Origin of the sequence: Streptomyces sp. NPDC002055 (assembly GCF_040296705.1) — a bacterium.
In the GTDB taxonomy this organism is placed as follows: Bacteria; Actinomycetota; Actinomycetes; order Streptomycetales; family Streptomycetaceae; genus Streptomyces.
The window spans coordinates 66,407-91,770 of the sequence record NZ_JBEOXS010000020.1 but is presented as its reverse complement, the minus strand read 5'-3'; the positions used below and the strand labels follow the sequence as shown (position 1 = coordinate 91,770).

Sequence of the window (25,364 nt, the reverse complement as noted above, 5' to 3'; positions counted from 1 at the left end):
ACCGTCGGTGCGGTCAGTGATCAGTGGCCGGCAGCCGGCGATCGGCGGTCGGCAGTCGGCGGTCAGTAGCGGTACTCGCCGTAGCCGGGCTGGTAGCCCTGCTGGTAGTACGCCTGCTCGTCCTGCTCGGGAGCGGCCTGACCGTCCTCGCGCTGCTGCGGGACCCACACGCCGCCGGGCGGGGTCTCGGGGCGCGGCTGCTGTCCGGCCGCCGCGTACGGGTCGGCGTACTGGCCGGTGCCGTAGTCGTACTGCTGTTGGCCGCCGTAGCCGCCGTACGGGTCGTAGCCCTGGGGGGCACCCGCCGCGCCGTAGGGGTCGGAGTAGGCGGCGTACTGCGCGTTCCCGTAGTCGTACTGCGCCGCGTAGGCGCCCTGGTCGGGCTGGGGGTTCTGGCCGTAGTCGCCGTAGGTGGCGTAGGGGCTCTGAGGCTCCGCGCCGTATCCCGGCTCCTGGTAGGCCGTGGCGCCGTAGCCGGGGGCACCGGCGGTGAAGACGGATTCGTCGTAGCCGGCCTCCCCGGCGTAGGACTCCCGGCCGTAGGACTCCCGGCCGTACGGGTTGGCCTCACTGCCGTAGATGCCGTACTGGCCGGTTTCCTCGGGTATCGGCTGCGGCTGGTGGACCTCCGGGGAGCCCTGCTCCTCGGGGCCGTCCACCGCCTGGAGATCCGAGACCTCCAGCGTGGGATCCGCGGTGGGGACGTCGTCCTTGGCCCGGCCGAAGCGGCCGAGGCCGCCCTTGAGAGCCCAGCCCCGCGAGAAGCCGCTGCGGAACGACAGCGTGACGTAGGTCTGCCCGATCGCGAAGGCGATGGCGCCCACCGCGATCACCAGCACCGACGGCAGCAGCACGCCGATCACCACGCCGAGGAACCCGACGAAGGCCAGCAGCCGCCAGCGCAGTCGCGCCTTGTACTGCAGCAGCACCTCACCGAGCAGCCACAGCGCAACGATGCCGAACGCGATGTAGAGGATCGTCCAGCCCATTACCGCCCCGATTCCGCCGCTTCCCGGCCGTCAGGACTGCTGATGCAGCCCCAGATTCTCGTAGATTTCCAGCGTCGCCGTGGAGTGATTCAGGGTAATGAAGTGCAGCCCGGGAATGTCCTCGGACATCAGCCGCGCGCACAGCTCCGTGGCGTACTCGATCCCCAAGGAGCGTACAGCCGCTGGATCGTCCTTGACCGCCAGGATGCGGTCGGCCAGCTCCGGAGGGAACGCGGCATTGCTGAGCTGGGCGAACCGCTCGATCTGCCGGACGTTGGTGACCGGCATGATCTCCGGAATGATCGGGGTGGCGCAGCCCGCCGCCGCGACCCGGTCGCGCAGCCGGAGGTAGTCCTCCGCATAGAAGAACATCTGGGTGATCGCGAAGTCTGCTCCGGCCCGGCACTTGTCCACGAAGTGCCGGACGTCGCTGTCCCAGTCCGACGAGCGCGGGTGCATCTCCGGGAAGGCCGCGACGCCGACGCAGAAGTCGCCCGACTCCTTGATCAGCCGCACCAGGTCGGCCGCGTACTCCACCCCGTCGGGGTGCCGCACCCACTCCCCCATCGGGTCGCCGGGCGGGTCGCCGCGGAGCGCGAGCATGTTGCGGATCCCGGCGTCGGCGTAGTGCCCGATGACGTTGCGCAGCTCCGCGAGCGAGTGGTTCACCGCGGTCAGATGGGCCACCGGGGTGAGGGTGGTGTCGGTGGCGATCCGTGCGGTGGCCCGCACGGTGCCCTCACGGGAGGAGCCCCCAGCGCCGTAGGTCACCGAGACGAAGGTCGGCGAGACCGCCTCGATTCTGCGGATGGCGTTCCACAGTGTGCGCTCGCCCTTCTCGGTCTTGGGGGCGGCGAACTCGAACGAAAAGGACCGCTTGCCCGAGGCAAGCAGGTCGCGGACCGTTTGTGCGCGATCCGTGCGGGTGGAAGCAGTGCCGAGGGCCATACCGGCAGGTTATCCATCGGCCGGGCCGAGCCCCAATCAAAGCCGACGATATGACCGATTCGCTACGCTCCCGTCCACATGCTGGGCCGATGACGCGTACTGACCACGTCGGTCACACGCAGCGTTCACGCACCGGTCGCGTTCTCTCACCCGTTGCGTTCATCCATCCGGTGGCCGTCGCCCACACGCGGCCTTCGCTCAGACGCGGCGTGCGTTCACCCGCAGCCTTCGCCCCCACGCAGTCTTCGCCGGCGCGACGTTCGCTCACGCGTCGCGGGCGCGCACCCGCTTGGCGAGGTCGGCGGCGGCCGCCCCCGGGTCGTCCGCCTCGGTGATCGCACGGACCACCACGACCCGCCGGGCCCCGGCGTCCAGCACCTCGTCGAGGGTGGACGCGTCGATGCCGCCGATCGCGAACCACGGCCGTGCGGGGCGCAGCGAGGCAGCGTAGCGGACGAGCGGCAGGCCGGGCGCGGTACGGCCCGGCTTGGTCGGGGTCGGCCAGCAGGGGCCGGTGCAGAAGTAGTCGACGCCTGGCTCGTCGGCGGCGGCCGCCACCTCCGCCTCGGCATGGGTGGAGCGCCCGATCAGCACGGAGTCGCCGAGGACGGCGCGGGCGGCGGGCACGGGCAGATCACCCTGGCCCAGGTGCAGCACGTCGGAGCCGATGGCGTGCGCGACATCGGCCCGGTCGTTCACCGCGAAGAGCTTGCCGTGCCGGCGGCAGGCGTCCCGGAACACCTCCAGGTGCTCCAGCTCCTCACGGGCCTCCATGCCCTTGTCGCGCAGCTGGACGATGTCCACGCCGGAGGCGAGCACCGTGTCGAGGAACTCCGGGAGGTCGCCCTGGCGCTTGCGCGCGTCGGTGCACAGATAGAGCCGGGCACCTTCGAGCTGCGTCACGGCGGTGGTGGTGGCCATGGCGTGGTCCCCCCGGGGTTGGGCGGCGTGCGGGCCGGATTTCGCCGGCCCGCACGCCAGAGCGGTTCTCGGTCAGACGGCGAGCGCCTGAGCGCGGCGCTTCACCTCCGTGCCGCGATTCTCCCGCAAGGCCTGGGCGGGGGTGCCGGGGAGGGTCGGATCCGGAGTGAAGAGCCACTCCAGCATCTCCTCGTCGGTGAAGCCGTCGTCCTTCAGGAGCGTCAGGGTGCCGGCGAGGCCCTTGACCACCCGGCCGTCGCCGATGAAGTCGGCGGGCACCTGGAGCACCCGGTTCTCGCCACGGCGTACCGCGATCAGCTGGCCCTCCTTGACCAGCTGTCGGACCCGGGTCACTTCGACACCGAGCTGCTCGGCGATGTCGGGGAGGGTGAGCCAGGAGGGAACGAGCGCGTCGGTCTTAGTGTCAATCTCGGTCACGGGGACAAGCCTGCCATCTGGGGCTGACAGCCGGTAGCCGAGCGCCGCCGAGCCGGTGCCCACCGGTCGGGCGACGGGCCGCTCCGACGGCCCCGGTCGCCGTGCGCCGCACGGTGCGGCGGTGGCCGGCTCCGCCCGGGACGGGCCGCCGCGCCGACCGGGGATCCCGGGCCCGGCGCCCCGGCGCGCGGCGCAGGGAGCAGGTGGCAGAAGAGCGCTGGGGAGCACGCGGGACCGCCGGGGCGATCAGCCGGGAAGGCCGGGGCGATCAGCAGCTCTCCGGCGCGGCCGCGGTGCGCCCGGCCCCGTCAGAGGACGGCGGACTTCAGCGGCACCGCCGGGTCCGCGGCCCGCTCCGGGTCGATCCGCGCGCCCCGCTCGATGAGCTTGCGGCCCTGGGCGAGATCGCGCGGACGGCCCACCGCGAGCAGCGCGACCAGCACGCCGTCCCGCAGCCAGCACACCGACCAGGAGGCGCCGGCCGGGTCGCCGCGCCGGACCGTGGTGTCGGCGGCGGCGTGGTGCCCCGCGTACTGGACGAACCGGCCGAACTGCTCGGACCAGAAGTAGGGCACCGGGTCGTAGACCTGCGCCTCGGCCGCTCCGCCGATGATGTCGGCGGCCACCGTGCGAGGGCCCTGGAGGGCGTTGTCCCAGTGGTGCACGAGGAGCCGCTCCCCGTACCGGGCGGAGGGGAAGGAGGCGCAGTCGCCGACCGCGTACACATCCGGTGCGGAGCTGCGCAGCCGGTCGTCGGCGCGGACCGAGCCGTCGGGGCAGAGCTCGATGCCCGATCCGGCCAGCCAGCCGGTCGCGGGGCGGGCTCCGATGCCGACGAGCACGGCGTCCGCGGGGAGCCGCGTGCCGTCCGCCAGCAGTACCGCGCCGGGCTCCACCGTCGCCACGCGCGCCCCGGTGATGAGCCGGGCGCCGCTCTCCTCGTACCAGGCCCGCATGGGCTCGGCGACCTCGGCGGGCAGGGCCCCGGCGAGCGGGCGCTCCGCGGCCTCGACGACGGTGACCGTGCAGCCCGCCTCCAGTGCCGCGGTCGCGAACTCGGCGCCGATCCAGCCCGCGCCGACCACCACGACGTCCTGCCGCGCCGCGAGCACCGGGCGCAGCGCCTCGGCGTCGTCCAGGGTGCGCAGCAGATGCAGGCCCGGCGCGCCGCCGCCGGGCAGGGTGACCGGATCGGCGCCGGTCGCGATGACGAGCCGGTCGTACGGCACGGGCCCGGCCGCGGTCTCCACCACGTGCTCACCGGGGCGCACGGCGGTGACCCGGCGGCCGAGGAGCAGCTCGATGCCGAGGGCGGCGAAGTCGATCTCGAAGGCCGAGCCGTCGGCCTTGCCGAGCAGGACGGCCTTGGACAGCGGCGGCCGGTCGTACGGCTGGTGCGGCTCGGCGCCGAGCATCGCGACGCCGCCGGTCCAGCCCTGTTCCCGCAGCGCGACGGCGGTCTGCACCCCCGCCATGCCCGCGCCGACGATGACGACCCGGTCCCCGGTGTGCTGCCTGTCCTCACTCACACGGTCACTCTAGGTCCGCGGCGGGGGCCCGCCGCAGTCCCGCGCACCGAGATCTCTGACACAGCATCATGCGGCGCTTCCGCGGGAACACGCCGGCCCCGGGCCCACCTGCCGCTCCCCGCCGCAGGCCGTCCGCGGCCCGGCCCCGGGGCCCGGTGCGGGGAGCCGTTCCGGTCCGCCGCTCCCTTCATGGGCCGGAAGGCGGCACGTTAAGGTGACGGCCGTAGAGCACTCGCGGGAGCCCGGACGGACCGGGCTGAGAGGGAGGCTGACCGGCCTCCGACCGTACGAACCTGATCCGGGTCATGCCGGCGAAGGGAGGGGCTGGACGCCCATGCACGCGCCCGAGAACGGCACCCCCGAGAAGAGCACCACGGCGCACGGGACCGCGCCGCACACCGTCACCGCACAGCGCGGGACCGCACAGCGCGGGACCGCGCGGCACACCGCCGCACGGCACAGCCATGACGTCCTCGTCGTCGGGGGCGGCATCATCGGCCTCGTCACGGCCTGGCGGGCGGCGCAGCGGGGGCTGCGCACCGCGGTCGCCGATCCGGCGCCCGGCGGGGGCGCCGCGCAGGTCGCCGCCGGGATGCTGGCGGCCGTCACCGAACTGCACTACGGCGAGGAGACCCTGCTCGGCCTCAACCTCGCCTCCGCGGAGCGCTATCCGGAGTTCGCCGCGGAGCTGGTGGAGGCGAGCGGCCAGGACATCGGCTACCGCGCCTGCGGCACCCTGGCGGTCGCGCTGGACGCCGACGACCGGGCCCATCTGCGGGAGCTGCACGCCCTCCAGACCCGCTGCGGGCTGGACTCGCAGTGGCTGACCGGGCGCGAGTGCCGGCGCCTGGAGCCGATGCTCGCGCCGGGCGTGCGCGGGGGGCTGCGGGTGGACGGCGACCACCAGACCGATCCCCGGCGGCTGGCCGCGGCGCTGGTCACCGCCTGCGAGCGGGCCGGTGTGGTGCTGCACCGCGGGTGGGCCCGGGAGCTGCGGGTGGTCCGGGACCGGGCCGTGGGGGCCGTACTGGAGGACGGCACCGAACTGGCCGCCGGTCAGGTCGTCCTGGCCGGCGGCAGCCACAGCGGCCGGCTCGCCGGGATCCCCGAGGCCGTGGTGCCGCCGGTCCGCCCGGTCAAGGGCCAGGTGCTGCGGCTGCGCGTGCCCGGGGCGTACGCGCCGTTCCTCTCCCGGACCGTACGGGCCGTGGTCCGCGGCGGGCAGGTCTATCTGGTGCCCCGGGAGAACGGCGAGCTGGTGCTCGGCGCCACCAGCGAGGAGCTGGGCTGGGACACCACGGTCACCGCGGGCGGGGTGTACGAACTGCTGCGGGACGCCCATGAGCTGGTGCCCGGCATCACCGAACTCCCGCTGGTGGAGACCCGGGCCGGGCTGCGCCCGGGGTCGCCGGACAACGCACCGCTGCTGGGCCCCACCACCCTGCCCGGACTGCACCTGGCAACCGGGCACTTCCGCAACGGCGTGCTGCTCACACCGGTCACCGGCGACGCCCTGGCGGAGGTGCTGTGCACCGGTGAACTCCCGCCCGAGACCCGTCCGTTCAGCCCGCTGCGCTTCACCCCCGGCGGCCCCGCGGCACCGGGGTCCGGCGCATCCGACACCCCCGTACGGCAGGAGCAGCCCGCATGACCGTCTCCGTCAACGGCGAACCCCGCGAGGTCCCGGAGGGCACCACGCTCGACCGGATCGTCGCGACGCTCACCACCGCACCGGCGGGTGTCGCCGCCGCGCTCAACGAGGCCGTGGTGCCGCGGGGCCAGTGGCCCGCCACCGCGCTCGGCGACGGCGACCGCGTCGAGATCCTGACCGCGGTCCAGGGAGGCTGACCATGACCGACACCACCGCTGTGCCCGGCGGCACCACTCCGGCGGAGACGGCCACGGCCGATCCGTTCACCCTCGCCGGCACCGCCTTCGGCTCCCGGCTGATCATGGGCACCGGCGGCGCCCCCAGCCTGGACGTGCTGGAACGCTCGCTCACCGCCTCCGGGACCGAGCTGACGACCGTCGCGATGCGCCGGCTGGACCCGACGGTCCAGGGCTCGGTGCTGTCCGTGCTCGACCGGCTCGGCATCCGCGTCCTGCCGAACACCGCGGGGTGCTTCACCGCGGGCGAGGCGGTGCTGACCGCGCGGCTCGCCCGGGAGGCCCTGGGCACCGACTGGATCAAGCTGGAGGTGGTGGCGGACGAGCGGACGCTGCTGCCCGATCCGGTCGAGCTGCTGGACGCCGCCGAAGTGCTCGTCGACGACGGCTTCACCGTGCTCCCGTACACCAACGACGACCCGGTCCTCGCCCGGAAGCTGGAGGACGTCGGCTGTGCCGCGATCATGCCCCTGGGCTCGCCCATCGGCTCCGGGCTCGGCATCCGCAACCCGCACAACTTCCGGCTGATCACCGAGCAGGCGCGGGTGCCGGTGATCCTGGACGCGGGCGCCGGCACCGCCTCGGACGCGGCGCTGGCCATGGAGCTGGGCTGTGCGGCGGTGATGCTGGCCTCGGCGGTGACCCGCGCCCAGGAGCCGGTCCTCATGGCCGCGGCGATGCGGCACGCGGTCGAGGCGGGACGGCTGGCCCACCGCGCGGGCCGGATCCCGCGCCGGCACTTCGCCCAGGCGTCCTCGCCGGCGGACGGCCTGGCGGACCTGGACCCGGAGCGGCCCGCCTTCGGGTAGCCACCGGCCCGCCCCGCACCTGCCGGAACGCCCGCCGGACCGGCCGCGATCGGGCTCCGGCACCCCGGTGACCGGCGCGAGCCGCTCCGGCGGCGCTGGGCCCGGAGGCCGTAGCGTGGAACCGGAGGTGGTCCCCGTGGCGCATGAGGTCCCCGACCGCGTCGAGCGCGAGGTGTACGTCCCGGCCCCGGCCGACCGCGTGTGGCGGGTGCTCACCACAGCCGAGCACATCCGGTCCTGGTACGCGTTCGGCGGCGCCGAGCTGGATCTGCGGCCGGGGGGTGCCCTCCGGTTCCGCTGGGACGACCAGGGGGAGTTCCACGGCCGGGTGGAGATGGTCGAGGCCCCCTACCGTGTCAGCTTCCGGATGGCCCTGCGCCCCGATGTGCCACCGGGCCGGGGCGGCTCCACGCTGATCGAGTTCGATCTCACACCCGAGGGCACCGGCACCCGGGTCACGGTCAACGAGACCGGGGTCACCGCGCTGGACGTACCCGCGGCCGAACAGGCCCGGCACGCCGAGTACGCGGCCATGACCTGGGCCACGGCGCTCGAGGAGCTCGCGGCACTCGCCGCCGCCTCGCACGCATGATCCACCGGCCGGGCCGGGGCGGGTGCCCCGGCCGGCTGTCACCGTTGCGTTGCAGAGGTCCGCCCGACCCCGCGGATGGGACAGACCTGCCGGTCATGGCTCGTAGACTGCACTGTCGTGGATACGACCCTGCAGGACCCGCTGGTCGGGCACGTGCTCGACGGACGCTACCGGGTCGAGGCGCGCATTGCCGTCGGTGGCATGGCCACCGTCTACCGGGCCGTGGACACCCGTCTCGACCGGGTGCTGGCGCTCAAGGTGATGCACCCCGGCCTCGCCACGGACGCCGCGTTCGTCGACCGCTTCATCCGTGAGGCCAAGTCCGTCGCCCGGCTCGCCCACCCGAACGTCGTCGGCGTCTTCGACCAGGGCATGGACGGCACCTACGTCTATCTGGCCATGGAGTACGTCGCCGGGTGCACGCTGCGCGACGTGCTCCGCGAGCGCGGCGCGCTGGCGCCCCGCGCCGCCCTGGACGTCCTGGAACCGGTGCTCGCCGCGCTCGGCGCCGCCCACCGCGCCGGGCTGGTCCACCGCGACATGAAGCCGGAGAACGTCCTCATCGGGGACGACGGCCGGGTCAAGGTGGCCGACTTCGGGCTCGTCCGGGCCGTGGACACCCAGACCAACGCCTCCTCCGGCTCCCTGCTCGGCACCGTCTCGTATCTCGCGCCGGAGCAGATAGAGCACGGCACGGCCGACACCCGCGCGGACGTCTACGCCTGCGGGATCGTGCTGTACGAGATGCTCACCGGCGGAAAGCCGCACGACGGCGGGACCGCCGCCCAGGTGCTCTACCAGCATCTGCACGAGGACATCGCACCGCCGTCGCGGCAGGTGCCGGGGCTCGCCCCCGAGCTGGACATCCTGGTGGCCGCCGCGACCGCGCGCGCCCCCGAGCAGCGCCCGGCCGACGCCGTCGCGCTGCTCGCGCAGGCCCGCGAACTCCGGGCGCTGCTCACCGAGGAACAGCTCGACGCCGTTCCCCCGCAGGCCCTGGCGGACCCGCACACCGGCTCCGAGGACCGGACGAGTGTGATCCCCCGGACCCTGGCGGGCGTGCAGCCGGCCGAGGGGGCTGCGGCGGGCGAGGACGCGCTGAACCGCACCAGCCGGCTGGACCTGCCGCCGTCCGGGCCGCCGCCGTCCGACGGGCCGTCGTCCCGCCGGGCGCCGCGGCGGGGCCCGCGGCGCGGGGTGCTCGCCCTGGTCGTGGCCCTGCTGGTGCTCGGCGTCGGCGCCGGGGTCTGGTACATCACCGCGGGGCAGTTCACCCAGGTGCCCGGGGTGCTCGGGCTGTCCCGGCCGCAGGCGGAGCGGAAGCTGCACGACGCCGGGCTGGACGTGCGGGTGCGGACGGGCTTCAGCGACGTCGTGGACCGCGGCAAGGTCATCAGCAGCGACCCGAAGCTGGGCGGCCGGATCCGGGACACCGGCACGGTGACCATCACCGTCTCCCGGGGCCCCGACGAGGTGAAGGTGCCCGACCTGGAAGGCGTTCCGCTGACGAAGGCGAAGCGGCAGCTGAGGGAGCTGGGCCTGGTTCCCGGGACGGTCCGCAAGGAGTTCAGCGACACGCTCTCGCAGCACTCGGTGATCCGGACCGACCCAGCGGCGGGCACCAAGCGGCGGCCGGACTCCGCGGTGGCCATCACCGTCAGCAGGGGCGAGCCGGTCGAGTCGCCGGACGTCACCGGCTACGAGCTCGCGGACGCCACGCAGGAGCTCCGCGACGCCGGGCTGAAGGTCAAGGTCTCCCCCCGCCGGGTCTTCTCCGAGGAGGACAAGGGCACGGTCGCCGCGCAGTCCCCCGCCGGGGAGACCGAGCTGGCGGAGGGCGACACCGTGACGCTCACGTTCTCCAAGGGCCAGCAGATGGTCGAGGTGCCGGACGTCGAGGGCCTGAGCTCCGACGAGGCGAAGGCCAAGCTGGAGGCGGAGGGATTCACCGTGGACGTCTCCAAGTTCTTCTTCGGGGACACCGTCTTCGACCAGTCCGTCGATGCGGGCGAGGAAGCCCCGAAGGGCAGCTCCGTCACGATCCGGGTGCGCTGAACCCCGGCGACGGAGACGGGCGGGCCCTCGTGGGCCCGCCCGTCTCCGTTGCGCCCGGCCGCCGGCCGTACGGAGGCGGTTCCGCGGCGTGCGACCCTGGTCCGGTGAACAGCCCGCATCCGCTGAACAGCCCGCATCCGCGCCCCTCCGGCCTCCGCAATCCGGTCGGCGGCCATGTGCCGGTCGCCGGGGGCCTCGCCTCCGTCGGCCTCTCCTACGCCCGGGAGATCGACGCCGAGGCCGTGCAGGTCTTCGTCGCCAACCCGCGCGGCTGGGCGACCCCGGCCGGAACCCCGCGGCAGGACGAGCAGTTCCGGGAGGGCTGCGCGGCGGGCTCGATCCCGGCCTATGTGCACGCGCCCTATCTGATCAACTTCGGTTCGCACACCGAGGCCACCGTGGACCGGTCGGTGGAGTCGCTGCGGCACTCGCTGCGCCGGGGGCGGGACATCGGCGCGCTCGGCGTCGTGGTGCACACCGGCTCGGCGACCGGCGGCCGGCCCCGCTCGGTGGCGCTCGCCCAGGTCCGGGAGCGGATGCTGCCGCTGCTGGACGAGCTGACCCACGACGACGACCCGGCGCTGCTCCTGGAACCCACCGCGGGCCAGGGGGCGTCGCTGTGCTCGCTGGCCGAGGACCTCGGGCCGTACTTCGAGGCGCTGGACCGGCATCCCCGGCTCGGCGTCTGCCTGGACACCTGCCACGCCTTCGCGGCCGGCCACGACATGGCCGCACCGGGCGGGATGAAGCTGCTGCTCGACGCGTTGGTGGACACCGTCGGCGCGGGCCGGCTCGGGCTGATCCACGCCAACGACTCCAAGGACGTGGTGGGCGCGCACAAGGACCGGCACGAGAACATCGGCGCGGGTCACATCGGGGCGGACCCGTTCGGTGAGCTGTTCACCCACCCGGCGACCGAGGGCGTGCCGCTGGTGATCGAGACGCCGGGCGGCACGGCGGGCCACGCGGCCGACGTGGCGCGCCTCAAGGAGCTCCGCGGGGTGGGCTCCCCGGTCTGACCGCATGCCGGGCCCGGTCGGGCCCGGGGTCGGCAGCATCGGACCGGACCCCGCCGGACAGTCCTCAGAGCTCCGGCCCGTCCCCCGGCTCCTCCTGGTAGGAGTACCGCTGCTCACGCCAGGGGTCGCCGATGTTGTGGTAGCCGCGCTCCTCCCAGAAGCCCCGGCGGTCGGCCGTCATGTACTCGACACCGCGGACCCATTTGGGGCCCTTCCAGGCGTACAGATGCGGCACGATCAGCCGGACCGGGAAGCCGTGCTCGGCGGTGAGCAGCTCGCCGTCCTTGTGGGTGGCGAACATGGCCCGCTCCGAGGTGAAGTCGGAGATCCGGAGATTGGAGCTGAAGCCGTACTCGGCCCAGACCATCACATGGGTGACGTCGGGCGCCGGAGGGGCCAGCTCCAGAACGGTGCCGGCGGAGACCCCGCCCCACTCGGCTCCGAGCATGCTGAACTTGGTGACGCAGTGGAGGTCGGCGACGACCGTGGAGTACGGCATGGCCGTGAACTCCTCATGCGTCCAGCAGTGCTTGTCGCCGTCGGCGGTCGCGCCGAACACCCGGAATTCCCAGCGGTCCGCCTTGAACTTGGGGACCGGGCCGTAATGAGTGACCGGCCAGCCGCGCTGCAGCCGCTGTCCCGGAGGAAGCTCGAGCTGTGCCCCTTCACGGCTTTCCGGCTGACTCATGACTCCATGGTGGCAGACGGGGAAGGGTGGTCATGACCAGCGCAGAGCGGGGCAGGAACAACGCGTACTAAGCGTGCACTTACTGGATCGTCCCTGCGGGCGGTGCGAGGATGCGCGCAACCTGCCGTTCTTGTGTGGAAGTGGAAGGAGCCGCTGCGATGCAGGGCGACCCCGAGGTCATCGAATTCCTCAACGAGCAGCTGACCGCTGAGCTCACCGCGATCAACCAGTACTTTCTGCACGCCAAGATGCAGGACAACTTCGGCTGGCCGAAGCTCGCGAAATACACCCGGGCCGAGTCGTTCGACGAGATGAAGCACGCCGAGGTGCTCACCGACCGCATCCTCTTCCTGGAGGGCCTGCCCAACTATCAGCGGCTGTTCCACGTCCGGGTGGGCCAGACGGTCACGGAGATGTTCCAGGCCGACCGGCAGATCGAGGTCGAGGCCATCGACCGGCTGCGGCGCGGTGTGGAGGTGATGCGGGCCAAGGGGGACATCACCTCGGCCAACATCTTCGAGAGCATCCTCGCCGACGAGGAGCACCACATCGACTATCTCGACACCCAGCTGGAGCTCATCGAGAAGCTCGGGGAGCCGCTGTACATCGCCCAGCTGGTCGAGCAGCCCGAGGGCTGACGGCGGCGCGACCGCTCGACGGGGCGCTCAGGCGGCCTCGGGGCCCGGGTGGCGTCGGGGCTCAGGCGGCTTCGGAGCTCAGGCGGCGTCGAGGCTCAGGCGGCTTCGGCGGCGGCCGGGTAGTGCCGCTCGTCCGGGACGGCCCCGGCGACGTGTGCGGTGTCCGCGGCAAAGGCGGTGTCCGCGGTGAGGGCGGCCGGCTCACCCTGCTCCACCAGCTCACGCCGGGGGCAGGCACCGCGGCCGAGCAGCGCCTGGATACGGCGTACGCAGTTGCCGCAGTCCGTGCCCGCCTTGCAGGCCGAGGCGATCTGCCGGGGCGTGCAGGCGCCGGAGTCCGCGTGCTCACGCACCTGCTTCTCGGTGATGCCGAAGCATGAGCAGACGTACACGCGATTCACCCCCGCGGGCGGACAGGCCGGTCGGATTGATAGGCAACCCCACTTCCATTGATCAGTGAGGTTACCCTTACCTTACCCGCCCTGGCTTGATCCTTACAACGGCAGTGGGGCACGGATCCTGTGATCCGTGCCCCACTCGTGTTCGGTGCCGCCCCGCGTGGGGCCCGGGCTACTGGCCCCGGTACATCTCCGCGACGAGGAACGCCAGGTCCAGGGACTGGCTGCGGTTGAGCCGCGGGTCGCAGGCCGTCTCGTAGCGCTGGTGCAGGTCGTCGACGAAGATCTCGTCGCCGCCGCCCACGCACTCGGTGACGTCGTCGCCGGTCAGCTCCACGTGGATGCCGCCCGGGTGGGTGCCCAGGCCCTTGTGGACCTCGAAGAAGCCCTTGACCTCGTCGAGCACGTCGTCGAAGCGGCGGGTCTTGTGACCGGAGGCCGCCTCGAAGGTGTTGCCGTGCATCGGGTCGCAGACCCAGGCCACCTGGGCGCCGGAGGCCGTGACCTTCTCCACCAGGGTGGGGAGCTTCTCGCGGATCTTGTCCGCGCCCATCCGCGTGATGAAGGTCAGCCGGCCCGGCTCACGGTCCGGGTCGAGCCGCTCGATGAGGGTGAGCGCCTCCTCCGGGGTGGTGGTGGGGCCGAGCTTCACACCGATCGGGTTGCGGACCCGGGAGGCGAACTCGATGTGCGCGCCGTCCAGCTGCCGGGTGCGCTCGCCGATCCAGAGCATGTGCCCGGAGACGTCGTAGAGCTGCCCGGTGCGCGAGTCGGTCCGGGTGAGGGCCGACTCGTAGTCCAGGACCAGCGCCTCGTGGGAGGCGTAGAACTCGACGGTCTTGAACTCCTCCGGGTCCACCCCGCAGGCGTGCATGAAGTTCATCGCCCGGTCGATCTCGCGGGCCAGCGCCTCGTAGCGCTGCCCGGACGGGGAGGACTTCACGAAGTCCTGGTTCCAGGCGTGCACCTGGCGCAGGTCGGCGTAGCCGCCGGTGGTGAAGGCCCGGACGAGGTTCAGCGTCGCGGCGGACGCGTGGTACATCCGCTTGAGCCGCTCCGGGTCCGGGATCCGGGCCGCCTCGGTGAACTCGAAGCCGTTGACGGAGTCGCCGCGGTAGGTCGGCAGGGTCACCCCGTCGCGGGTCTCGGTCGACTTGGAGCGCGGCTTGCTGTACTGCCCGGCGATCCGGCCGACCTTCACGACCGGCACCGAGCCGGCGTAGGTGAGGACGGCGCCCATCTGGAGCAGCGTCTTGAGCTTGTTGCGGATCTGGTCGGCGCCCACGGCGTCGAACGCCTCGGCGCAGTCGCCGCCCTGCAGCAGGAACGCCTCGCCCCTGGCGACGGCACCCAGGCTGGCGCGCAGCTGATCGCACTCGCCCGCGAAGACGAGCGGCGGATACGACTCGAGCTCCGCGATCACATCGCGCAGAGCCTCGGGGTCCGGCCACTCGGGCTGCTGCGCCGCGGGAAGGTGTCGCCAGGTGTTGCCCTGGGCGTGGGAATCAGCGTTCACGGTCACCCTGTCAACAGTACGGGGTCTTTCCGTTCGTCCCATCCACCGCCCACAAAATGAGACACAGTCCGCACCGTGGACGGGTGGCGCGCGCCGCACAGGGCTCGGATACAGTGCAGGGCATGTTCGCGCAGCCGATCCAGGACTGGTGGTGGCCCGCTTCCCCGGCGGCCCACTGACTGCGCGTATCCACGAGACCACGCGAAGGCCGCCCGAGGGGCGGCCTTCGTCGCGTCCGCCGGGACGCGCGGCTCGCGGCCGTTCCTCCGCATCCGATCGCCGATCCGATTCCGGAAGGAACCCTTCATGCACCGCGACGCGACCGCGCTCCTGCACCGGCTGGCCACCGACGGCTCCCCGCCCTTCGCGCTGATCCACCGCCGCACCCCCGGCCGTCCGGAGGGAGCCGCGGCGACCGTCGAGGTGCTTCTCGGCCCGGTCACGGACGTGGAGCGGCTGGCGGACATCCCGCTGGGCGAGGGAGCGACCGGGCAGGCCGTGACGGACGCGCTCGCCCTGGTGCCGTTCCGGCAGATCCGGGAGCGCGGCTTCGAGGTCCGGGACGACGGCACCCCGCTGACCGTGCTGCGCCCGGACGAGACGTACGAGCTGCCGCTCGACGCGGTGTGCGACGCGCTGCCCCGGCACGCGGTCCGGGTCGAGGACGGCGCGTTCGACGTCTCCGACGAGGAGTACGCGGAGATCGTCGGCCGGGTGGTGGCGGACGAGATCGGGCGGGGCGAGGGCGCGAACTTCGTGATCCGCCGGACGTTCCGCGGCAGCATCCCCGGCTTCTCGCGGGCCGACGCGCTCGCCCTGTTCCGGCGGCTGCTGACCGGCGAGCGCGGCGCGTACTGGACGTACGTGGTGCACACCGGGGAGCGCACGCTGATCGGGGCCAGCCCGGAGGTGCACGTCCGGATGTCCGGCGGCACCGTCGTGATGAACCCGATCAGCGGGACCTACCGCTACCCGTCCCAGGGCCCCTCCCCCGAGGGCCTGCTGGCGTTCCTCCGGGACCGCAAGGAGGTGGAGGAGCTGTCGATGGTGGTGGACGAGGAGCTGAAGATGATGTGCACCGTCGCGCCCCGGGGCGGGGTCGTGGTGGGCCCGCGGCTGAAGGAGATGGCGCACCTCGCCCACACCGAGTACGAACTGCGCGGCCGCAGCTCGCTGGATGTGCGGGAGGTGCTGCGGGAGACGATGTTCGCGGCGACCGTCACCGGCTCACCGGTGGAGAACGCCTGCCGGGTCATCGAACGGCACGAGGCCGGCCCCGGGCGGGGCTACTACGCGGGGGCGCTCGCCCTGATCGGGCGGGACGCCGGGGGCGCGCAGACCGTGGACTCCCCCATCCTCATCCGGACCGCGGACATCGACGCGGCGGGCGGGCTGCGGGTCCCGGTCGGGGCCACGCTGGTCCGCCACTCGGATCCGCGCGGCGAGGTGGCCGAGACGCACGCCAAGGCGGCCGGAGTGCTCGCCGCTCTCGGGGTGCGCCCGGGGCCCGGCGGGGAGCCGGCCGGGACACGGCCGCGGCTGGCGGACGACGTGCGGGTGCGCAGGGCGCTGGACGCCCGGCGGGCGGATCTGGCGCCGTTCTGGCTGCGGATGCGGGCCGACGAGGGGGCGGCTCCCCCGGCGGGCGGGCCGGCCGGGCACGCGCTGGTGGTCGACGGCGAGGACACGTTCACCGCGATGCTGGCCCATCTGCTCCGGTCCGCCGGTCTGGAGGTGACCGTGCGGCGGCACGACGAGCCGGGGCTGCGGGAGGCGGCGCTGGCGCACCGGGGGCCGGTGGTGCTGGGGCCGGGGCCGGGCGATCCGGGCCGGCTCACGGACCCGAAGATGCGCCGGCTGCGGGAGCTCGCCGCCGCGCTGCTGAGCGGGCACCGGCACGGGCTGCTGGGGGTGTGCCTGGGACACGAGCTGATCGCGGCGGAGCTGGGCCTGGACATCGTCCGCAAGGACGTGCCCTGCCAGGGGGCGCAGGAGCGGATCGACTTCTTCGGGCGCCCGGAGACGGTGGGCTTCTACAACACCTTCACCGCACGCTGCGACGCCGCCACCCAGGAGGAGCTGGCGATGCACCGGGTGGAGCTGAGCCGGGACCCGGCCGGCGGGGACGTGCACGCGCTGCGGGGGCCGGGGTTCGCCGGGGTGCAGTTCCACCCGGAGTCGGTGCTGACGCTGGACGGGGCGGGGATCACGGCGGGGCTGCTGTCCGCGGTGCTGGTGTGAGGCTCGTCGGGGGCCTGGTGTGACCGCATCGGCCGGCGGGGTCCCGGTGTTCCGCCGCCGGCCCCACTGTGCGTGAAGCGCGGCGGCGGGGCCGACGGCGGACCGGGGGGCTTCCGGCCGGGCAGGCCCGGCCCGCCGTCGGGTCAGCCGAAGAAGACGCCCGCCTCGGCGTAGAGCGCCGGGTCGACCGTCTTCAGCTTCGTGGTGGCGTCCGCGATCGGGACCCGCACGATGTCGGTGCCGCGCAGCGCGACCATCGTCCCGAAGTCCCCGTCCCGGACCGCCTCGATGGCGTGCAGGCCGAAGCGGGTGGCGAGCCAGCGGTCGAAGGCGCTCGGGGTGCCGCCGCGCTGGACGTGGCCGAGCACCGTCGTACGGGCCTCCTTGCCGGTCCGGCTCTCGATCTCCTTGGCCAGCCACTCGCCGATGCCGGAGAGCCGGACGTGCCCGAACGAGTCCTGCGAGCCGTCCTTGAGGACGAGGTCGCCGTCCCGGGGCATGGCGCCCTCGGCGACGACCACGATCGGCGCATAGCGGATCTTGAACCGGGACTCCACCCAGGCGCAGACCTGGCCGAGATCGAAGCGCTGCTCGGGGATGAGGATGGCGTTGGCGCCGCCCGCCAGCCCCGAGTGCAGGGCGATCCAGCCCGCGTGACGGCCCATCACCTCGACGACGAGCACCCGCATGTGCGACTCGGCGGTGGTGTGCAGCCGGTCGATGGCCTCGGTCGCGATGTTGACCGCGGTGTCGAACCCGAAGGTGTAGTCGGTGGCCGACAGGTCGTTGTCGATGGTCTTCGGGACACCGACGCAGGGGATGCCGTACTCGCCGGAAAGGCGCGCGGCCACCCCGAGGGTGTCCTCGCCGCCGATCGCGATCAGCGCGCCGACCTCCTGCTTGGCGAGGTTGTCCTTGATCCGGCGGATCCCGTCCTCCGCGCCCAGCGGGTTGGTCCGGGACGATCCGAGGATCGTGCCGCCGCGCGGCAGGATGCCGCGGACCGCGGGGATGTCGAGCGGGACCGTGTCCCCTTCGAGCGGCCCGCGCCAGCCGTCCCGGAAGCCGACGAAGTCGTAGCCGTACTCCTGGACGCCCTTGCGGACGATGCCCCGGATGACCGCGTTGAGCCCGGGGCAGTCGCCGCCACCGGTCAGTACTCCGACCCGCATGGTTCTTCCCTTCTCCCGCGTCGGCCGCCGTGCGGCCACGCTGTTGGTGACCCCGGCACCGAGAATGGGGGCGGCGGGTGACTCCCATGCGGAGAAAGGCGGTTGAGGGCCGAGCGTTCACCCGTACGAGCGGACGCGGGGCGGTGGGAGGCGGCCCGCGGCGCCGGGTTCCCCCGGCGGGCAGCCCGACGTCACCGGCCGAGCAAGGCCACCGCCTACGCGTCGTCGTCCAGCCCGCGCTCGATCGCGTATCGCACCAGTTCGACGCGGTTGTGGAGCTGGAGCTTGCCCAGGGTGTTCTGGACGTGGTTCTGCACGGTGCGGTGCGAGATGACCAGGCGTTCCGCGATCTGCTTGTACGAGAGGCCCTTCGCGACGAGGCGCAGCACCTCGGTCTCCCGGTCGGTGAGCCGGGGCGCGCCCGGCTCGTCGGCGGCCGCGGGGGGCGGATCGGCGGCCAGCCTGCGGTACTCGCCCAGGACCAGCCCCGCCAGCCCCGGGGTGAAGACGGGGTCGCCGACGGCGGTGCGCCGGACCGCGTCGATCAGCTCCTCGCCGCTCGCCGACTTCAGCAGATAGCCGGTGGCACCGGACTTGACGGCCTCCAGGACGTCCGCGTGCTCACCGCTCGCGGAGAGCACCAGGACCCGCAGCGTCGGGTCCGACCCGACGAGCTCCTTGCAGACCTGAACTCCCGGCATACCGGGCAGGTTGAGGTCCAGGACCAGCACGTCGGGGCCGGCCGCGCGGGCCCGGCGCACCGCCTGCGGGCCGTCCCCGGCGGTGGCCACCACGTCGAAGCCGGCGGCGGCCAGGTCACGGGCGACGGCGTCGCGCCACATGGGGTGGTCGTCGACGACCATGACACTGACCGTCGGCTGCTGCTCCGTCATCGCTTCGCCTCGCTCCCGCGGTTCCCCTTCGGAACTCTCAACTCGACCTCGGTGCCCTGTCCGGGGACCGACAGCAGTTCGGCGCTGCCGCCCAGGTCCCGCAGCCGGCCGCGGATCGACAGGGCGACCCCGAGCCGGCCCTCCCGCTCGGCGTCGGCCAGTCTCCCCTCCGGGATGCCGGGGCCGTCGTCCCGTACGGTCACGATCACCGCGTCCGGCTCGTCCTCCAGCAGGATCCACGCCTGCGCGTCCTCGCCGGCGTGCTTGCGGACGTTGTCGAGGGCGGCGCCGGCGGCGGCCGCGAGCTCCGCTGCGGCTCCAGCCTCCAGGAGCACGGGCGTGCCGGGCTCCGCGAACGACACCCGGGCGCCCGCGTACGGCGCGAGCAGCGCCCGCAGATCGCACGAGCCGCCGGTGGTGCCCGCGTCGGCTGCCCGGGTGTGCTCCGCCTCCGCGGCGGTGCCGGGCCCGTCGTCGGTGGTCTCCGGCAGGACGGGCGCCGTACGGGCCCCGGGGACCAGCCCGTTGGAGATCAGCGTGCGCAGGGCGATCTCCTGCTCCCCCGCCATCCGCCCGAGCCGGGCCGCCTCCCCGCCGATCTCGGTGCCGCGCCGCTGCACCATCGCGAGGACCTGGAGGACGCTGTCGTGGATGTCCCGGGCGAGCCGCTCCCGCTCGCGGGTGGCCGCCTCGATCTGGAGGGCCCGGGCCAGGGTGCGCTCACTCGCGCGGGCCACCTCGACGACGTAACCGACCGCGGTGCAGGCCACGGAGAGCAGGACGATGCTGTGCACATTGCCCTTGGACAGCTCGCCGCGCTCGATGATGTTGGAGATGCCCACGACGCAGGAGGCCGCCGCCGCCCAGCGCCAGCCGCCCTTGATCGCGTAACCGAGCACCGCGCCCGCGGTCCAGATGGAGGGCAGGGTGGCCTCCCCGGCGGCGACCCGGGCGGGGTCGTCGAGCACCGGGGTGAGCAGGATGCCGGTGAGGGCGACGGTCATGTCGGCGGCGAGGAAGCGGTAGCTGCAGCGGGCCGCGGAGCTCACCAGGTGCGAGGTGCCGAGGGTCCAGACGGTGAGCACCGCGAGGTAGATCCAGCCCCCGAGGGGGTGGGCGTACTCCTCGTGGGCCCAGATGTAGCGGGCCACGGCGTAGGCCATGGTCAGCAGCCGGAAGGCGGTGAGCGCCTGCCACAGCGGCTGCTCCACGGACATCCGGACGACCTTCTCGCGCCGGCCCGGCGTCCGGGCTCCGGGCAGCTCACGCACCTGGGTGCGCAGTGCCATCTCCCCACCCCCCTGCCGGGCGCGGTTACGCCCCGGCCTTCTCCTGCCGGTCGGCCTCGCCGGCCTTCTTCGCCTCGGCCTTCCTCGCCTCGGCGTGCTCCGCCTTCTCGGCCTTCTCCTGCTCGGCCTGCCGCTTGGCGGCGTCCGCGATCTGCCGCTTGGCGGCCGTCGCGTAGATGTCGACGTATTCCTGCCCCGAGAGCTTCATGATCTCGTACATGACCTCGTCGGTCACCGACCGCAGGATGAAGCGGTCGCCGTCCATGCCGTGGTACCGGCTGAAGTCCAGGGGCTTGCCGATGCGGATGCCGGGCCGGATCATCTTCGGCACGACCTTGCCGGGCGGCTGGACCTTCTCCGTGTCGATCATCGCGACCGGGATCACCGGGGCGCCGGTGGCGAGGGCCACCCGCGCGAGCCCGCCGGGCTTGCCCCGGTACAGCCGCCCGTCCGGCGAGCGGGTGCCCTCCGGGTAGATGCCGAACAGCTCACCGCGCTCCAGCACGCCGATGCCGCTCCTGATCGCCGCCTCGCCGGCCCCACGGCCACCGGAGCGGTCGACCGGGAGCTGGCCGACGCCCTTGAAGAAGGCCGCGGTGAGCTTGCCCTTCACGCCGGGCGAGGTGAAGTACTCGGACTTCGCGATGAAGGTGACCTTGCGGTCCAGCACGGCCGGCAGGAAGAAGGAGTCCGAGAAGGACAGATGGTTGCTGGCCAGGATCGCGGGGCCCTCGTCGGGGACGTTCTCGAGCCCTTCCACCCAGGGGCGGAAGGCAAGCTTCAGTGTCCCTCCGATGGACAGTTTCATTGCGCCGTAAAGCAACCGAGGACCTCCTGTGTCCGACGAAGAGACCTTAACCTGCTGCGGCACGCCCCCGGTCCCCCAGCCTGCCGTCGGACCTACCCGGTGTCGGTCCCGTCGCGTACGGTGAAGTCCTCACCGTGTCCCGCGCAGGTCCCCGGAGCTCCCGGGGAACCTCACCCGCCGAGAGACGTCTCTCTCCCCGGAACCCACGGACCCACGACGAACAGGAGACCTCTGGTGCCGGTCCTCCCCGGAGCCGAGCCGTTCCGCCACGAGGGCGGGGACATCGGCGTACTCCTCTGCCACGGTTTCACCGGCTGCCCCCAGTCGCTGCGCCCCTGGGCGGAGCGGCTGGCCGCGCGCGGCCTCACCGTCTCCCTGCCGCTGCTGCCCGGCCACGGCACCCGCTGGGAGGACATGCAGCTCACCGGCTGGCAGGACTGGTACGCGGAGGTGGACCGGGAGCTGCGGATCCTCCTGACGCGGTGCCGCCGGGTCTTCGTCTTCGGGCTCTCCATGGGCGGCGCCCTGACGCTGCGGCTGGCGGCGAAGCACGGTGACGCGATCAGCGGCATCGTCGTGGTCAACCCGGCGAACAAGGTGCACGGGCTGTCCGCGTACACCCTCCCGGTGGCCCGGCACCTGGTGCGGACCACGAAGGGAGTGGCGAGCGACATCGCGAAGGAAGGGGTCGCGGAGGTCGGCTACGACCGCGTCCCGCTGCACGCCGCGCACTCGCTCCGGCAGTTCTTCCGGGTGGTGGACGCGGAGCTTCCGCAGGTCACGCAGCCGATGGTGCTGCTGCACAGCCCGCAGGACCACGTGGTGCCGCCCGCCGACTCGGCGCGGATCCTGAGCCGGGTCTCCTCCACGGACGTCACCGAGATCCTGCTGGAGCGCAGCTATCACGTGGCCACGCTCGACCACGACGCCGAGCGGATCTTCGAGGAGTCCCTCGCCTTCGTCGAGCGGCTGGCTCCCGTTACGGGCGGTGGGCCGGGCGCGGGCGAGGAGCCCGGCAGCGGCAAGGAGAAGGAGACGGCGAGCGGTGGCTGAGCGCAACACGGGGGCGGGCCGCGAGGACGGCCGGGAGCCGGTCGACGAGGACGCCGCCTGGGCGGCGATCGTGGCGGGGTACGGCGAGGAGCCGGCGGACCCCGACCTGTCGCTGGACGACGAGGAGCGGAAGCCGCAGCGCACCGCGGCCGGCCGCGACGATCGAACCGACGGGGACGACCGGAACGACGGGGACGACCGGAACGACCGGAGCGACCGGAGCGACCGGAACGACCGGAGCGACCGGAGCGACCGGAACGACCGGAACGACCGGAGCGACCGGGACGAGGCCGACGGTCCCTCCGGGCCGGGGGCCCCGGGCCGTTCGGGAGTGCCGTCGCGGCCGCTCGGTTCGAGCGTGACCGGGTACATGGCCGGAGTCGGCCCCCGGGACTGGGCGACTCCCGAGCCCGCGGAGGGAGACTCCGAGGAGGGCCACTTCGTGCCCCCGGAGCCGCCGCCGCTCCCCTCGGCCGACACCACGGCCAAGTTCGCCTGGCTCGCGGTCCTCGGCGGGCCGCTGCTCCTGCTCCTCACCGTGCTGTTGCAGTGGGAGATGACCCCGCTGATCGCCACGCTCGGCATCGGTGGCTTCCTGGGCGGCTTCGGCACGCTCGTCGCCCGGATGCGGAACGACGACGAAGACGAGGACGACGACCCGGGGCGCGGCGCCGTGGTCTGACCCCGGTCCGGGGTCCGCCGGTCCGGGGTCCGCCGGTCCGGGGTCCGCCGGTCCGGGGTCCGCCGGTCCGGGGTCCGCCGGCCGGCCGCTGATGCGGGCCGTCCGGTCCAGGTCGTCGGGCGCGGACGGGTGGGGAGGCCCGTTCCGCCGCAGGGTGCCGGGGCCGGCACCCGTCGGCGCCGCACCGGTCCGGCCCCGTCAGGACGGACCGGCCCCGTCAGGACAGAGCGGGCACGCGGAGCGCCGCCAGCACCGGCAGGTGGTCGGTGGCCGCCCGCAGGTCCGCCTCCGTGACGCCCCGCAGCCCGCGGGGCACCCCGCAGCCGAGCACCTCGACGCCCCGCGTGGGCAGGACGGCGTCGATGCGCTGCAACGGGTCACCGGGCCGGGTGGTGTGCTCGACGCCCCAGGGGGCCGTGGCCCAGCCGTCCTGCAGTTCGGCGGCGAGCCGGCGGAACGTCCGCCCCTCGGGCCGGTCGTTGAGGTCCCCCGCGGCCACCGCGTGCGGGACGCCCTCGGCGGCGAAGCGGTGCATCCGGTCGAGCAGCAGCCCGCCCTGTTCGTAGCGCTCGTCGGCGCTCATGCTCAGATGGCAGCTGAGCACGCCGAGCCGGACACCGCCGATGCGCACCACCGCGGTGGCGAAGCCCCGCTGGTGCAGGCCGGGGGTGCGCGGCAGCAGCATGTCCTCGGTGCGTTCCACGTGGGCGCGCAGCGAGGAGAGGATCAACGGGCCGGAGGCGGTCGCCCCGCCCGTGACGTACACCAGGCCCGTGGCGCGGGCCAGCCACGCCGCCGCCTTGCGCCAGCGGAAGAACCGCGGCGCCTCCTGAACGCACACGAGATCGGGGGCGCAGGCCCGGATCACCCGGGCCAGCGCCACCCGATCGTCGCGCATCGAGCGGATGTTGTAGCCGAGCACGCGGACCACGGCCGAACCGTCCGGTTCGGTACGGGACTCGGGCAGGTCCGCGAGCATGGCGCCATCCCCTCACATCGGAGCGTCACGGCGGGCCCCCGCCGCGTCCTGTCGTGGGCGGCCGGTCAGCCCTGCCGGGCCAGGTCGGCGGCGCCCACCAGTCCGGCCTTGCCGCCGAGCTGGGCGGCGAGCACCTGGGCGTGCGGCCGGTACTGTCCGCCCACCAGCCAGCGGCGGAAGGACTTGCGGATCGGGTCCAGGACGAGGTCGCCCTCGTCGGAGACCCCGCCGCCGACGATGAACGCCGACGGGTCGAACAGGGACGCCAGATCGGCCAGGCCGGCACCGGCCCAGCGGGCCAGTTCACGGAAGGAGTCGATGGCGACCGGGCAGCCCTGCCGGGCCGCCTCGCTCACATGCCGCCCCTCGATCGCGTCCGGGCTGCCGTCGCCGAGGCCCAGCAGAACGGCGGCGTTGTCCGGGGCCGCGACCGCGCGCTGCCGGGCATAGCGGACGAGGGCGCGGCCGGAGGCGTACTGCTCCCAGCAGCCCTGGCTGCCGCAGCCGCACAGCAGGCCGTCGGGGACGACCCGGATGTGGCCGAACTCGCCGGCCACGCCGAAGCGGCCGCGGCGCAGCTTGTTGCCGATGATGATGCCGCCGCCCAGCCCGGTGCCGAGGGTGATGCAGATGACGTCCTCGTGGCCCTGGCCGGCGCCGAAGCGGTACTCGCCCCAGGCGGCGGCGTTGGCGTCGTTCTCCACGACGACGGGCAGCCCGACGCGCTGCTCGACCTTGTCCTTGAGCGCCTCGTGCCGCCAGTTGATGTTGGGGGCGAAGAGTACGGTCGCCCGCTTGTCGTCGACGTAGCCGGCGGCACCGATGCCGACCGCCTCGACCTGATGGTCGGTGCTGACCGTCCGCACCGCGTCCGCGATCGCGTCGACGACACCCTCGGGCGTGGGCGGAGTGGGTACCTTGCACGTCTCGAGAATCGAGCCCTCTTCGTCGACCACGCCAGCTGCGATCTTCGTGCCGCCGATGTCGACGCCGATGGTGAGTCCCATGTGTCCCTCAGTTATTCGGTCGATCCCCGCTGCGCCCAACCGTACCGGAGGGGGCCTGGGCGCACCGGCAGCAGGGAACGGCCCGGGAGGGCGGCTTCCGCCGGGCGCGGAGGGTGCCCGCCCGGCGTCAGTCGAGGTCGATGCGCTCGGTGCCGGACGGGCCGTCCCCGCCGTCGTCACCGCGGGTCCAGTCGTCACCGCGGGGCCCGTCACCGCGGGTCCAGCGGCGCTCCTGGCCCTCGACCGCGGCCCGGTAGGCGGCGAGCAGCTCGGAGCCGGCGGCGGCGAGGTGGTCGAAGACCTCCGGGTTGCGCTCGACGACCGGTTCGACGGCGGCCTTGGCCTGGGAGATCAGCTGCTGTACGGCGCCGGCGGCCGCGCCGCCCCCGAGCGGACCCTGGAAGGCGGAGATCCGCTCGGCCACGGCGTCGGCCAGCTTGCGCAGTTCCTCGGCGGCGCTGCCGGGCTGGGGCCCCTGCTGTGCGCGGCGGCGCGCCTTCTCCGCCGCGAGATCCTCGGCGCAGGCCTTGGCCCAGGCGTCGGCGTCGGGGGCGTCGGCGGGACCGGCTGCGGGGCGCTCGGTGGCTTCGCTCATGGCGGGCTCCTGCGAGGGAGGACTTCGACGGTATTTCTCGACGTTACCCGACGGGGAGTCCGGCGTTCACCGGGCGGCCGCCGTGCACGGGCCGCCGCCGCACGCGGCGCACGCGTTCCGGCCGCTGCGGCACGCGCGTTCCGCCCGCTCGCGAAGGGGCCCGCCCGGCTCTCCGAATCCCTCGACGCACAGGCATGCACAGGCCCGCGCATCCCCGG

General features: G+C 73.6%; 26 protein-coding genes and 1 riboswitch. Of the genes, 11 read left to right on the top strand and 15 right to left on the bottom strand.

All coding sequences use genetic code 11. The features are described 5' to 3' along the window. Positions 1 to 62: 62 nt before the first annotated feature. From ABT112_RS15175 to ABT112_RS15155, 5 genes are all read right to left on the bottom strand, one after another. The gene (locus tag ABT112_RS15175) at positions 63 to 989 is read right to left on the bottom strand and encodes a hypothetical protein (RefSeq protein ID WP_351509548.1); all 927 of its coding nucleotides are present in this window, start codon (positions 987 to 989) and stop codon (positions 63 to 65) included. 30 nt (positions 990 to 1,019) lie between these two features. Next, entirely contained in the window at positions 1,020 to 1,937 is a 918-nt protein-coding gene (gene metF, locus ABT112_RS15170; protein WP_351509546.1) for a methylenetetrahydrofolate reductase [NAD(P)H], read from the bottom strand. A gap of 264 nt (positions 1,938 to 2,201) precedes the next feature. Then, positions 2,202 to 2,858 carry a thiamine phosphate synthase gene (gene thiE / locus ABT112_RS15165; protein ID WP_351509544.1) on the bottom strand — a complete coding sequence of 219 codons (657 nt, stop codon included), beginning with the start codon at positions 2,856 to 2,858 and terminating at the stop codon, positions 2,202 to 2,204. A 72-nt stretch (positions 2,859 to 2,930) separates the two neighbouring features. After that, entirely contained in the window at positions 2,931 to 3,296 is a 366-nt protein-coding gene (locus ABT112_RS15160) for an Rv2175c family DNA-binding protein (RefSeq protein ID WP_351509541.1), read from the bottom strand. A gap of 308 nt (positions 3,297 to 3,604) precedes the next feature. Beyond that, the gene (locus ABT112_RS15155; protein ID WP_351509606.1) at positions 3,605 to 4,771 is read right to left on the bottom strand and encodes an NAD(P)/FAD-dependent oxidoreductase; all 1,167 of its coding nucleotides are present in this window, start codon (positions 4,769 to 4,771) and stop codon (positions 3,605 to 3,607) included. A gap of 278 nt (positions 4,772 to 5,049) precedes the next feature. Continuing rightward, a riboswitch (TPP riboswitch) is annotated at positions 5,050 to 5,162 on the top strand. On the opposite strand from ABT112_RS15155, the gene thiO reads away from it, so the two are divergent. The 6 genes from thiO to ABT112_RS15125 all read left to right on the top strand — a co-directional run bounded on the left by thiO (position 5,160) and on the right by ABT112_RS15125 (position 11,187). After that, a complete protein-coding gene (gene thiO, locus ABT112_RS15150) occupies positions 5,160 to 6,476 on the top strand; it encodes a glycine oxidase ThiO (RefSeq protein ID WP_351509539.1) in 1,317 nt (438 codons plus the stop codon). (Overlaps the previous riboswitch by 3 nt.) After that, a complete protein-coding gene (gene thiS / locus ABT112_RS15145; RefSeq protein WP_351509536.1) occupies positions 6,473 to 6,673 on the top strand; it encodes a sulfur carrier protein ThiS in 201 nt (66 codons plus the stop codon). The genes thiO and thiS overlap by 4 nt, the downstream gene beginning before the upstream one ends. Positions 6,674 to 6,675: 2 nt before the next feature. Continuing rightward, positions 6,676 to 7,521 carry a thiazole synthase gene (locus ABT112_RS15140; protein WP_351509534.1) on the top strand — a complete coding sequence of 282 codons (846 nt, stop codon included), beginning with the start codon at positions 6,676 to 6,678 and terminating at the stop codon, positions 7,519 to 7,521. A 136-nt stretch (positions 7,522 to 7,657) separates the two neighbouring features. Further along, the gene (locus ABT112_RS15135) at positions 7,658 to 8,113 is read left to right on the top strand and encodes an SRPBCC domain-containing protein (protein WP_351509532.1); all 456 of its coding nucleotides are present in this window, start codon (positions 7,658 to 7,660) and stop codon (positions 8,111 to 8,113) included. A gap of 117 nt (positions 8,114 to 8,230) precedes the next feature. Further along, a complete protein-coding gene (pknB, locus tag ABT112_RS15130; RefSeq protein WP_351509529.1) occupies positions 8,231 to 10,168 on the top strand; it encodes a Stk1 family PASTA domain-containing Ser/Thr kinase in 1,938 nt (645 codons plus the stop codon). A gap of 104 nt (positions 10,169 to 10,272) precedes the next feature. Continuing rightward, positions 10,273 to 11,187, top strand: a complete 915-nt coding sequence (locus ABT112_RS15125) for a deoxyribonuclease IV (protein ID WP_351509527.1) — start codon at positions 10,273 to 10,275, stop codon at positions 11,185 to 11,187. A gap of 64 nt (positions 11,188 to 11,251) precedes the next feature. Here ABT112_RS15125 and ABT112_RS15120 read toward each other — a convergent pair whose 3' ends face one another. Further along, on the bottom strand, positions 11,252 to 11,875 hold the full coding sequence (locus ABT112_RS15120; RefSeq protein ID WP_351509524.1) for a sulfite oxidase-like oxidoreductase: 624 nt from the start codon (positions 11,873 to 11,875) through the stop codon (positions 11,252 to 11,254). 158 nt (positions 11,876 to 12,033) lie between these two features. On the opposite strand from ABT112_RS15120, the gene bfr reads away from it, so the two are divergent. Beyond that, positions 12,034 to 12,513, top strand: a complete 480-nt coding sequence (bfr, locus tag ABT112_RS15115) for a bacterioferritin (protein WP_351509522.1) — start codon at positions 12,034 to 12,036, stop codon at positions 12,511 to 12,513. Positions 12,514 to 12,608: 95 nt separating this feature from the next. On the opposite strand, the gene ABT112_RS15110 is transcribed toward bfr, so the two are convergent. Continuing rightward, complete coding sequence (locus tag ABT112_RS15110; protein WP_502975342.1) at positions 12,609 to 12,905, bottom strand: (2Fe-2S)-binding protein; 297 nt, start codon at positions 12,903 to 12,905, stop codon at positions 12,609 to 12,611. Between the two features lie 178 nt (positions 12,906 to 13,083). Continuing rightward, positions 13,084 to 14,433, bottom strand: coding sequence for a class II 3-deoxy-7-phosphoheptulonate synthase (locus ABT112_RS15105; protein WP_351509518.1), 1,350 nt, complete (start codon positions 14,431 to 14,433; stop codon positions 13,084 to 13,086). 50 nt (positions 14,434 to 14,483) lie between these two features. Here ABT112_RS15105 and ABT112_RS35360 point away from each other — a divergent pair, with 50 nt between their 5' ends. After that, on the top strand, positions 14,484 to 14,606 hold the full coding sequence (locus ABT112_RS35360) for a trp operon leader peptide (protein ID WP_502975341.1): 123 nt from the start codon (positions 14,484 to 14,486) through the stop codon (positions 14,604 to 14,606). A 127-nt stretch (positions 14,607 to 14,733) separates the two neighbouring features. Further along, on the top strand, positions 14,734 to 16,668 hold the full coding sequence (locus tag ABT112_RS15100) for an anthranilate synthase family protein (RefSeq protein WP_351509516.1): 1,935 nt from the start codon (positions 14,734 to 14,736) through the stop codon (positions 16,666 to 16,668). 143 nt (positions 16,669 to 16,811) lie between these two features. On the opposite strand, the gene ABT112_RS15095 is transcribed toward ABT112_RS15100, so the two are convergent. From ABT112_RS15095 to ABT112_RS15080, 4 genes are all read right to left on the bottom strand, one after another. Beyond that, positions 16,812 to 17,840 carry a 6-phosphofructokinase gene (locus ABT112_RS15095; protein ID WP_351509514.1) on the bottom strand — a complete coding sequence of 343 codons (1,029 nt, stop codon included), beginning with the start codon at positions 17,838 to 17,840 and terminating at the stop codon, positions 16,812 to 16,814. 215 nt (positions 17,841 to 18,055) lie between these two features. Continuing rightward, the gene (locus ABT112_RS15090) at positions 18,056 to 18,733 is read right to left on the bottom strand and encodes a response regulator (protein WP_351509512.1); all 678 of its coding nucleotides are present in this window, start codon (positions 18,731 to 18,733) and stop codon (positions 18,056 to 18,058) included. Continuing rightward, positions 18,730 to 20,022 carry a MacS family sensor histidine kinase gene (gene macS, locus ABT112_RS15085; protein ID WP_351509511.1) on the bottom strand — a complete coding sequence of 431 codons (1,293 nt, stop codon included), beginning with the start codon at positions 20,020 to 20,022 and terminating at the stop codon, positions 18,730 to 18,732. The genes ABT112_RS15090 and macS overlap by 4 nt, the downstream gene beginning before the upstream one ends. A gap of 25 nt (positions 20,023 to 20,047) precedes the next feature. Then, positions 20,048 to 20,830, bottom strand: coding sequence for a 1-acyl-sn-glycerol-3-phosphate acyltransferase (locus ABT112_RS15080; RefSeq protein WP_351509509.1), 783 nt, complete (start codon positions 20,828 to 20,830; stop codon positions 20,048 to 20,050). A gap of 234 nt (positions 20,831 to 21,064) precedes the next feature. On the opposite strand from ABT112_RS15080, the gene ABT112_RS15075 reads away from it, so the two are divergent. Next, positions 21,065 to 21,883: an alpha/beta hydrolase gene (locus ABT112_RS15075; protein ID WP_351509507.1), complete on the top strand. Its 819-nt coding sequence runs from the start codon at positions 21,065 to 21,067 to the stop codon at positions 21,881 to 21,883. Then, on the top strand, positions 21,876 to 22,565 hold the full coding sequence (locus ABT112_RS15070; protein WP_351509505.1) for a hypothetical protein: 690 nt from the start codon (positions 21,876 to 21,878) through the stop codon (positions 22,563 to 22,565). The genes ABT112_RS15075 and ABT112_RS15070 overlap by 8 nt, the downstream gene beginning before the upstream one ends. Positions 22,566 to 22,782: 217 nt before the next feature. Here ABT112_RS15070 and ABT112_RS15065 read toward each other — a convergent pair whose 3' ends face one another. The 3 genes from ABT112_RS15065 to ABT112_RS15055 form a co-directional block, all read right to left on the bottom strand. Beyond that, positions 22,783 to 23,544, bottom strand: a complete 762-nt coding sequence (locus tag ABT112_RS15065) for an endonuclease/exonuclease/phosphatase family protein (RefSeq protein ID WP_351509502.1) — start codon at positions 23,542 to 23,544, stop codon at positions 22,783 to 22,785. A gap of 65 nt (positions 23,545 to 23,609) precedes the next feature. Continuing rightward, complete coding sequence (locus tag ABT112_RS15060; RefSeq protein WP_351509500.1) at positions 23,610 to 24,551, bottom strand: ROK family glucokinase; 942 nt, start codon at positions 24,549 to 24,551, stop codon at positions 23,610 to 23,612. Positions 24,552 to 24,678: 127 nt separating this feature from the next. Beyond that, positions 24,679 to 25,146, bottom strand: coding sequence for a DUF5304 domain-containing protein (locus tag ABT112_RS15055; RefSeq protein WP_351509498.1), 468 nt, complete (start codon positions 25,144 to 25,146; stop codon positions 24,679 to 24,681). Positions 25,147 to 25,364 lie beyond the last annotated feature (218 nt).

Coding starts and splice junctions, on each gene's coding strand:
- ABT112_RS15175 (WP_351509548.1), bottom strand. CDS start 989: ATGGGCTGGACGATCCTCTACATCGCGTTCGGCATCGTTGCGCTGTGG.
- metF (WP_351509546.1), bottom strand. CDS start 1,937: ATGGCCCTCGGCACTGCTTCCACCCGCACGGATCGCGCACAAACGGTC.
- thiE (WP_351509544.1), bottom strand. CDS start 2,858: ATGGCCACCACCACCGCCGTGACGCAGCTCGAAGGTGCCCGGCTCTAT.
- ABT112_RS15155 (WP_351509606.1), bottom strand. CDS start 4,771: ATGGCGGGGGTGCAGACCGCCGTCGCGCTGCGGGAACAGGGCTGGACC.
- thiO (WP_351509539.1), top strand. CDS start 5,160: ATGCACGCGCCCGAGAACGGCACCCCCGAGAAGAGCACCACGGCGCAC.
- thiS (WP_351509536.1), top strand. CDS start 6,473: ATGACCGTCTCCGTCAACGGCGAACCCCGCGAGGTCCCGGAGGGCACC.
- ABT112_RS15140 (WP_351509534.1), top strand. CDS start 6,676: ATGACCGACACCACCGCTGTGCCCGGCGGCACCACTCCGGCGGAGACG.
- ABT112_RS15120 (WP_351509524.1), bottom strand. CDS start 11,875: ATGAGTCAGCCGGAAAGCCGTGAAGGGGCACAGCTCGAGCTTCCTCCG.
- bfr (WP_351509522.1), top strand. CDS start 12,034: ATGCAGGGCGACCCCGAGGTCATCGAATTCCTCAACGAGCAGCTGACC.
- ABT112_RS35360 (WP_502975341.1), top strand. CDS start 14,484: ATGAGACACAGTCCGCACCGTGGACGGGTGGCGCGCGCCGCACAGGGC.
- ABT112_RS15100 (WP_351509516.1), top strand. CDS start 14,734: ATGCACCGCGACGCGACCGCGCTCCTGCACCGGCTGGCCACCGACGGC.
- ABT112_RS15095 (WP_351509514.1), bottom strand. CDS start 17,840: ATGCGGGTCGGAGTACTGACCGGTGGCGGCGACTGCCCCGGGCTCAAC.
- ABT112_RS15090 (WP_351509512.1), bottom strand. CDS start 18,733: ATGACGGAGCAGCAGCCGACGGTCAGTGTCATGGTCGTCGACGACCAC.
- macS (WP_351509511.1), bottom strand. CDS start 20,022: ATGGCACTGCGCACCCAGGTGCGTGAGCTGCCCGGAGCCCGGACGCCG.
- ABT112_RS15080 (WP_351509509.1), bottom strand. CDS start 20,830: ATGAAACTGTCCATCGGAGGGACACTGAAGCTTGCCTTCCGCCCCTGG.
- ABT112_RS15065 (WP_351509502.1), bottom strand. CDS start 23,544: ATGCTCGCGGACCTGCCCGAGTCCCGTACCGAACCGGACGGTTCGGCC.
- ABT112_RS15060 (WP_351509500.1), bottom strand. CDS start 24,551: ATGGGACTCACCATCGGCGTCGACATCGGCGGCACGAAGATCGCAGCT.
- ABT112_RS15055 (WP_351509498.1), bottom strand. CDS start 25,146: ATGAGCGAAGCCACCGAGCGCCCCGCAGCCGGTCCCGCCGACGCCCCC.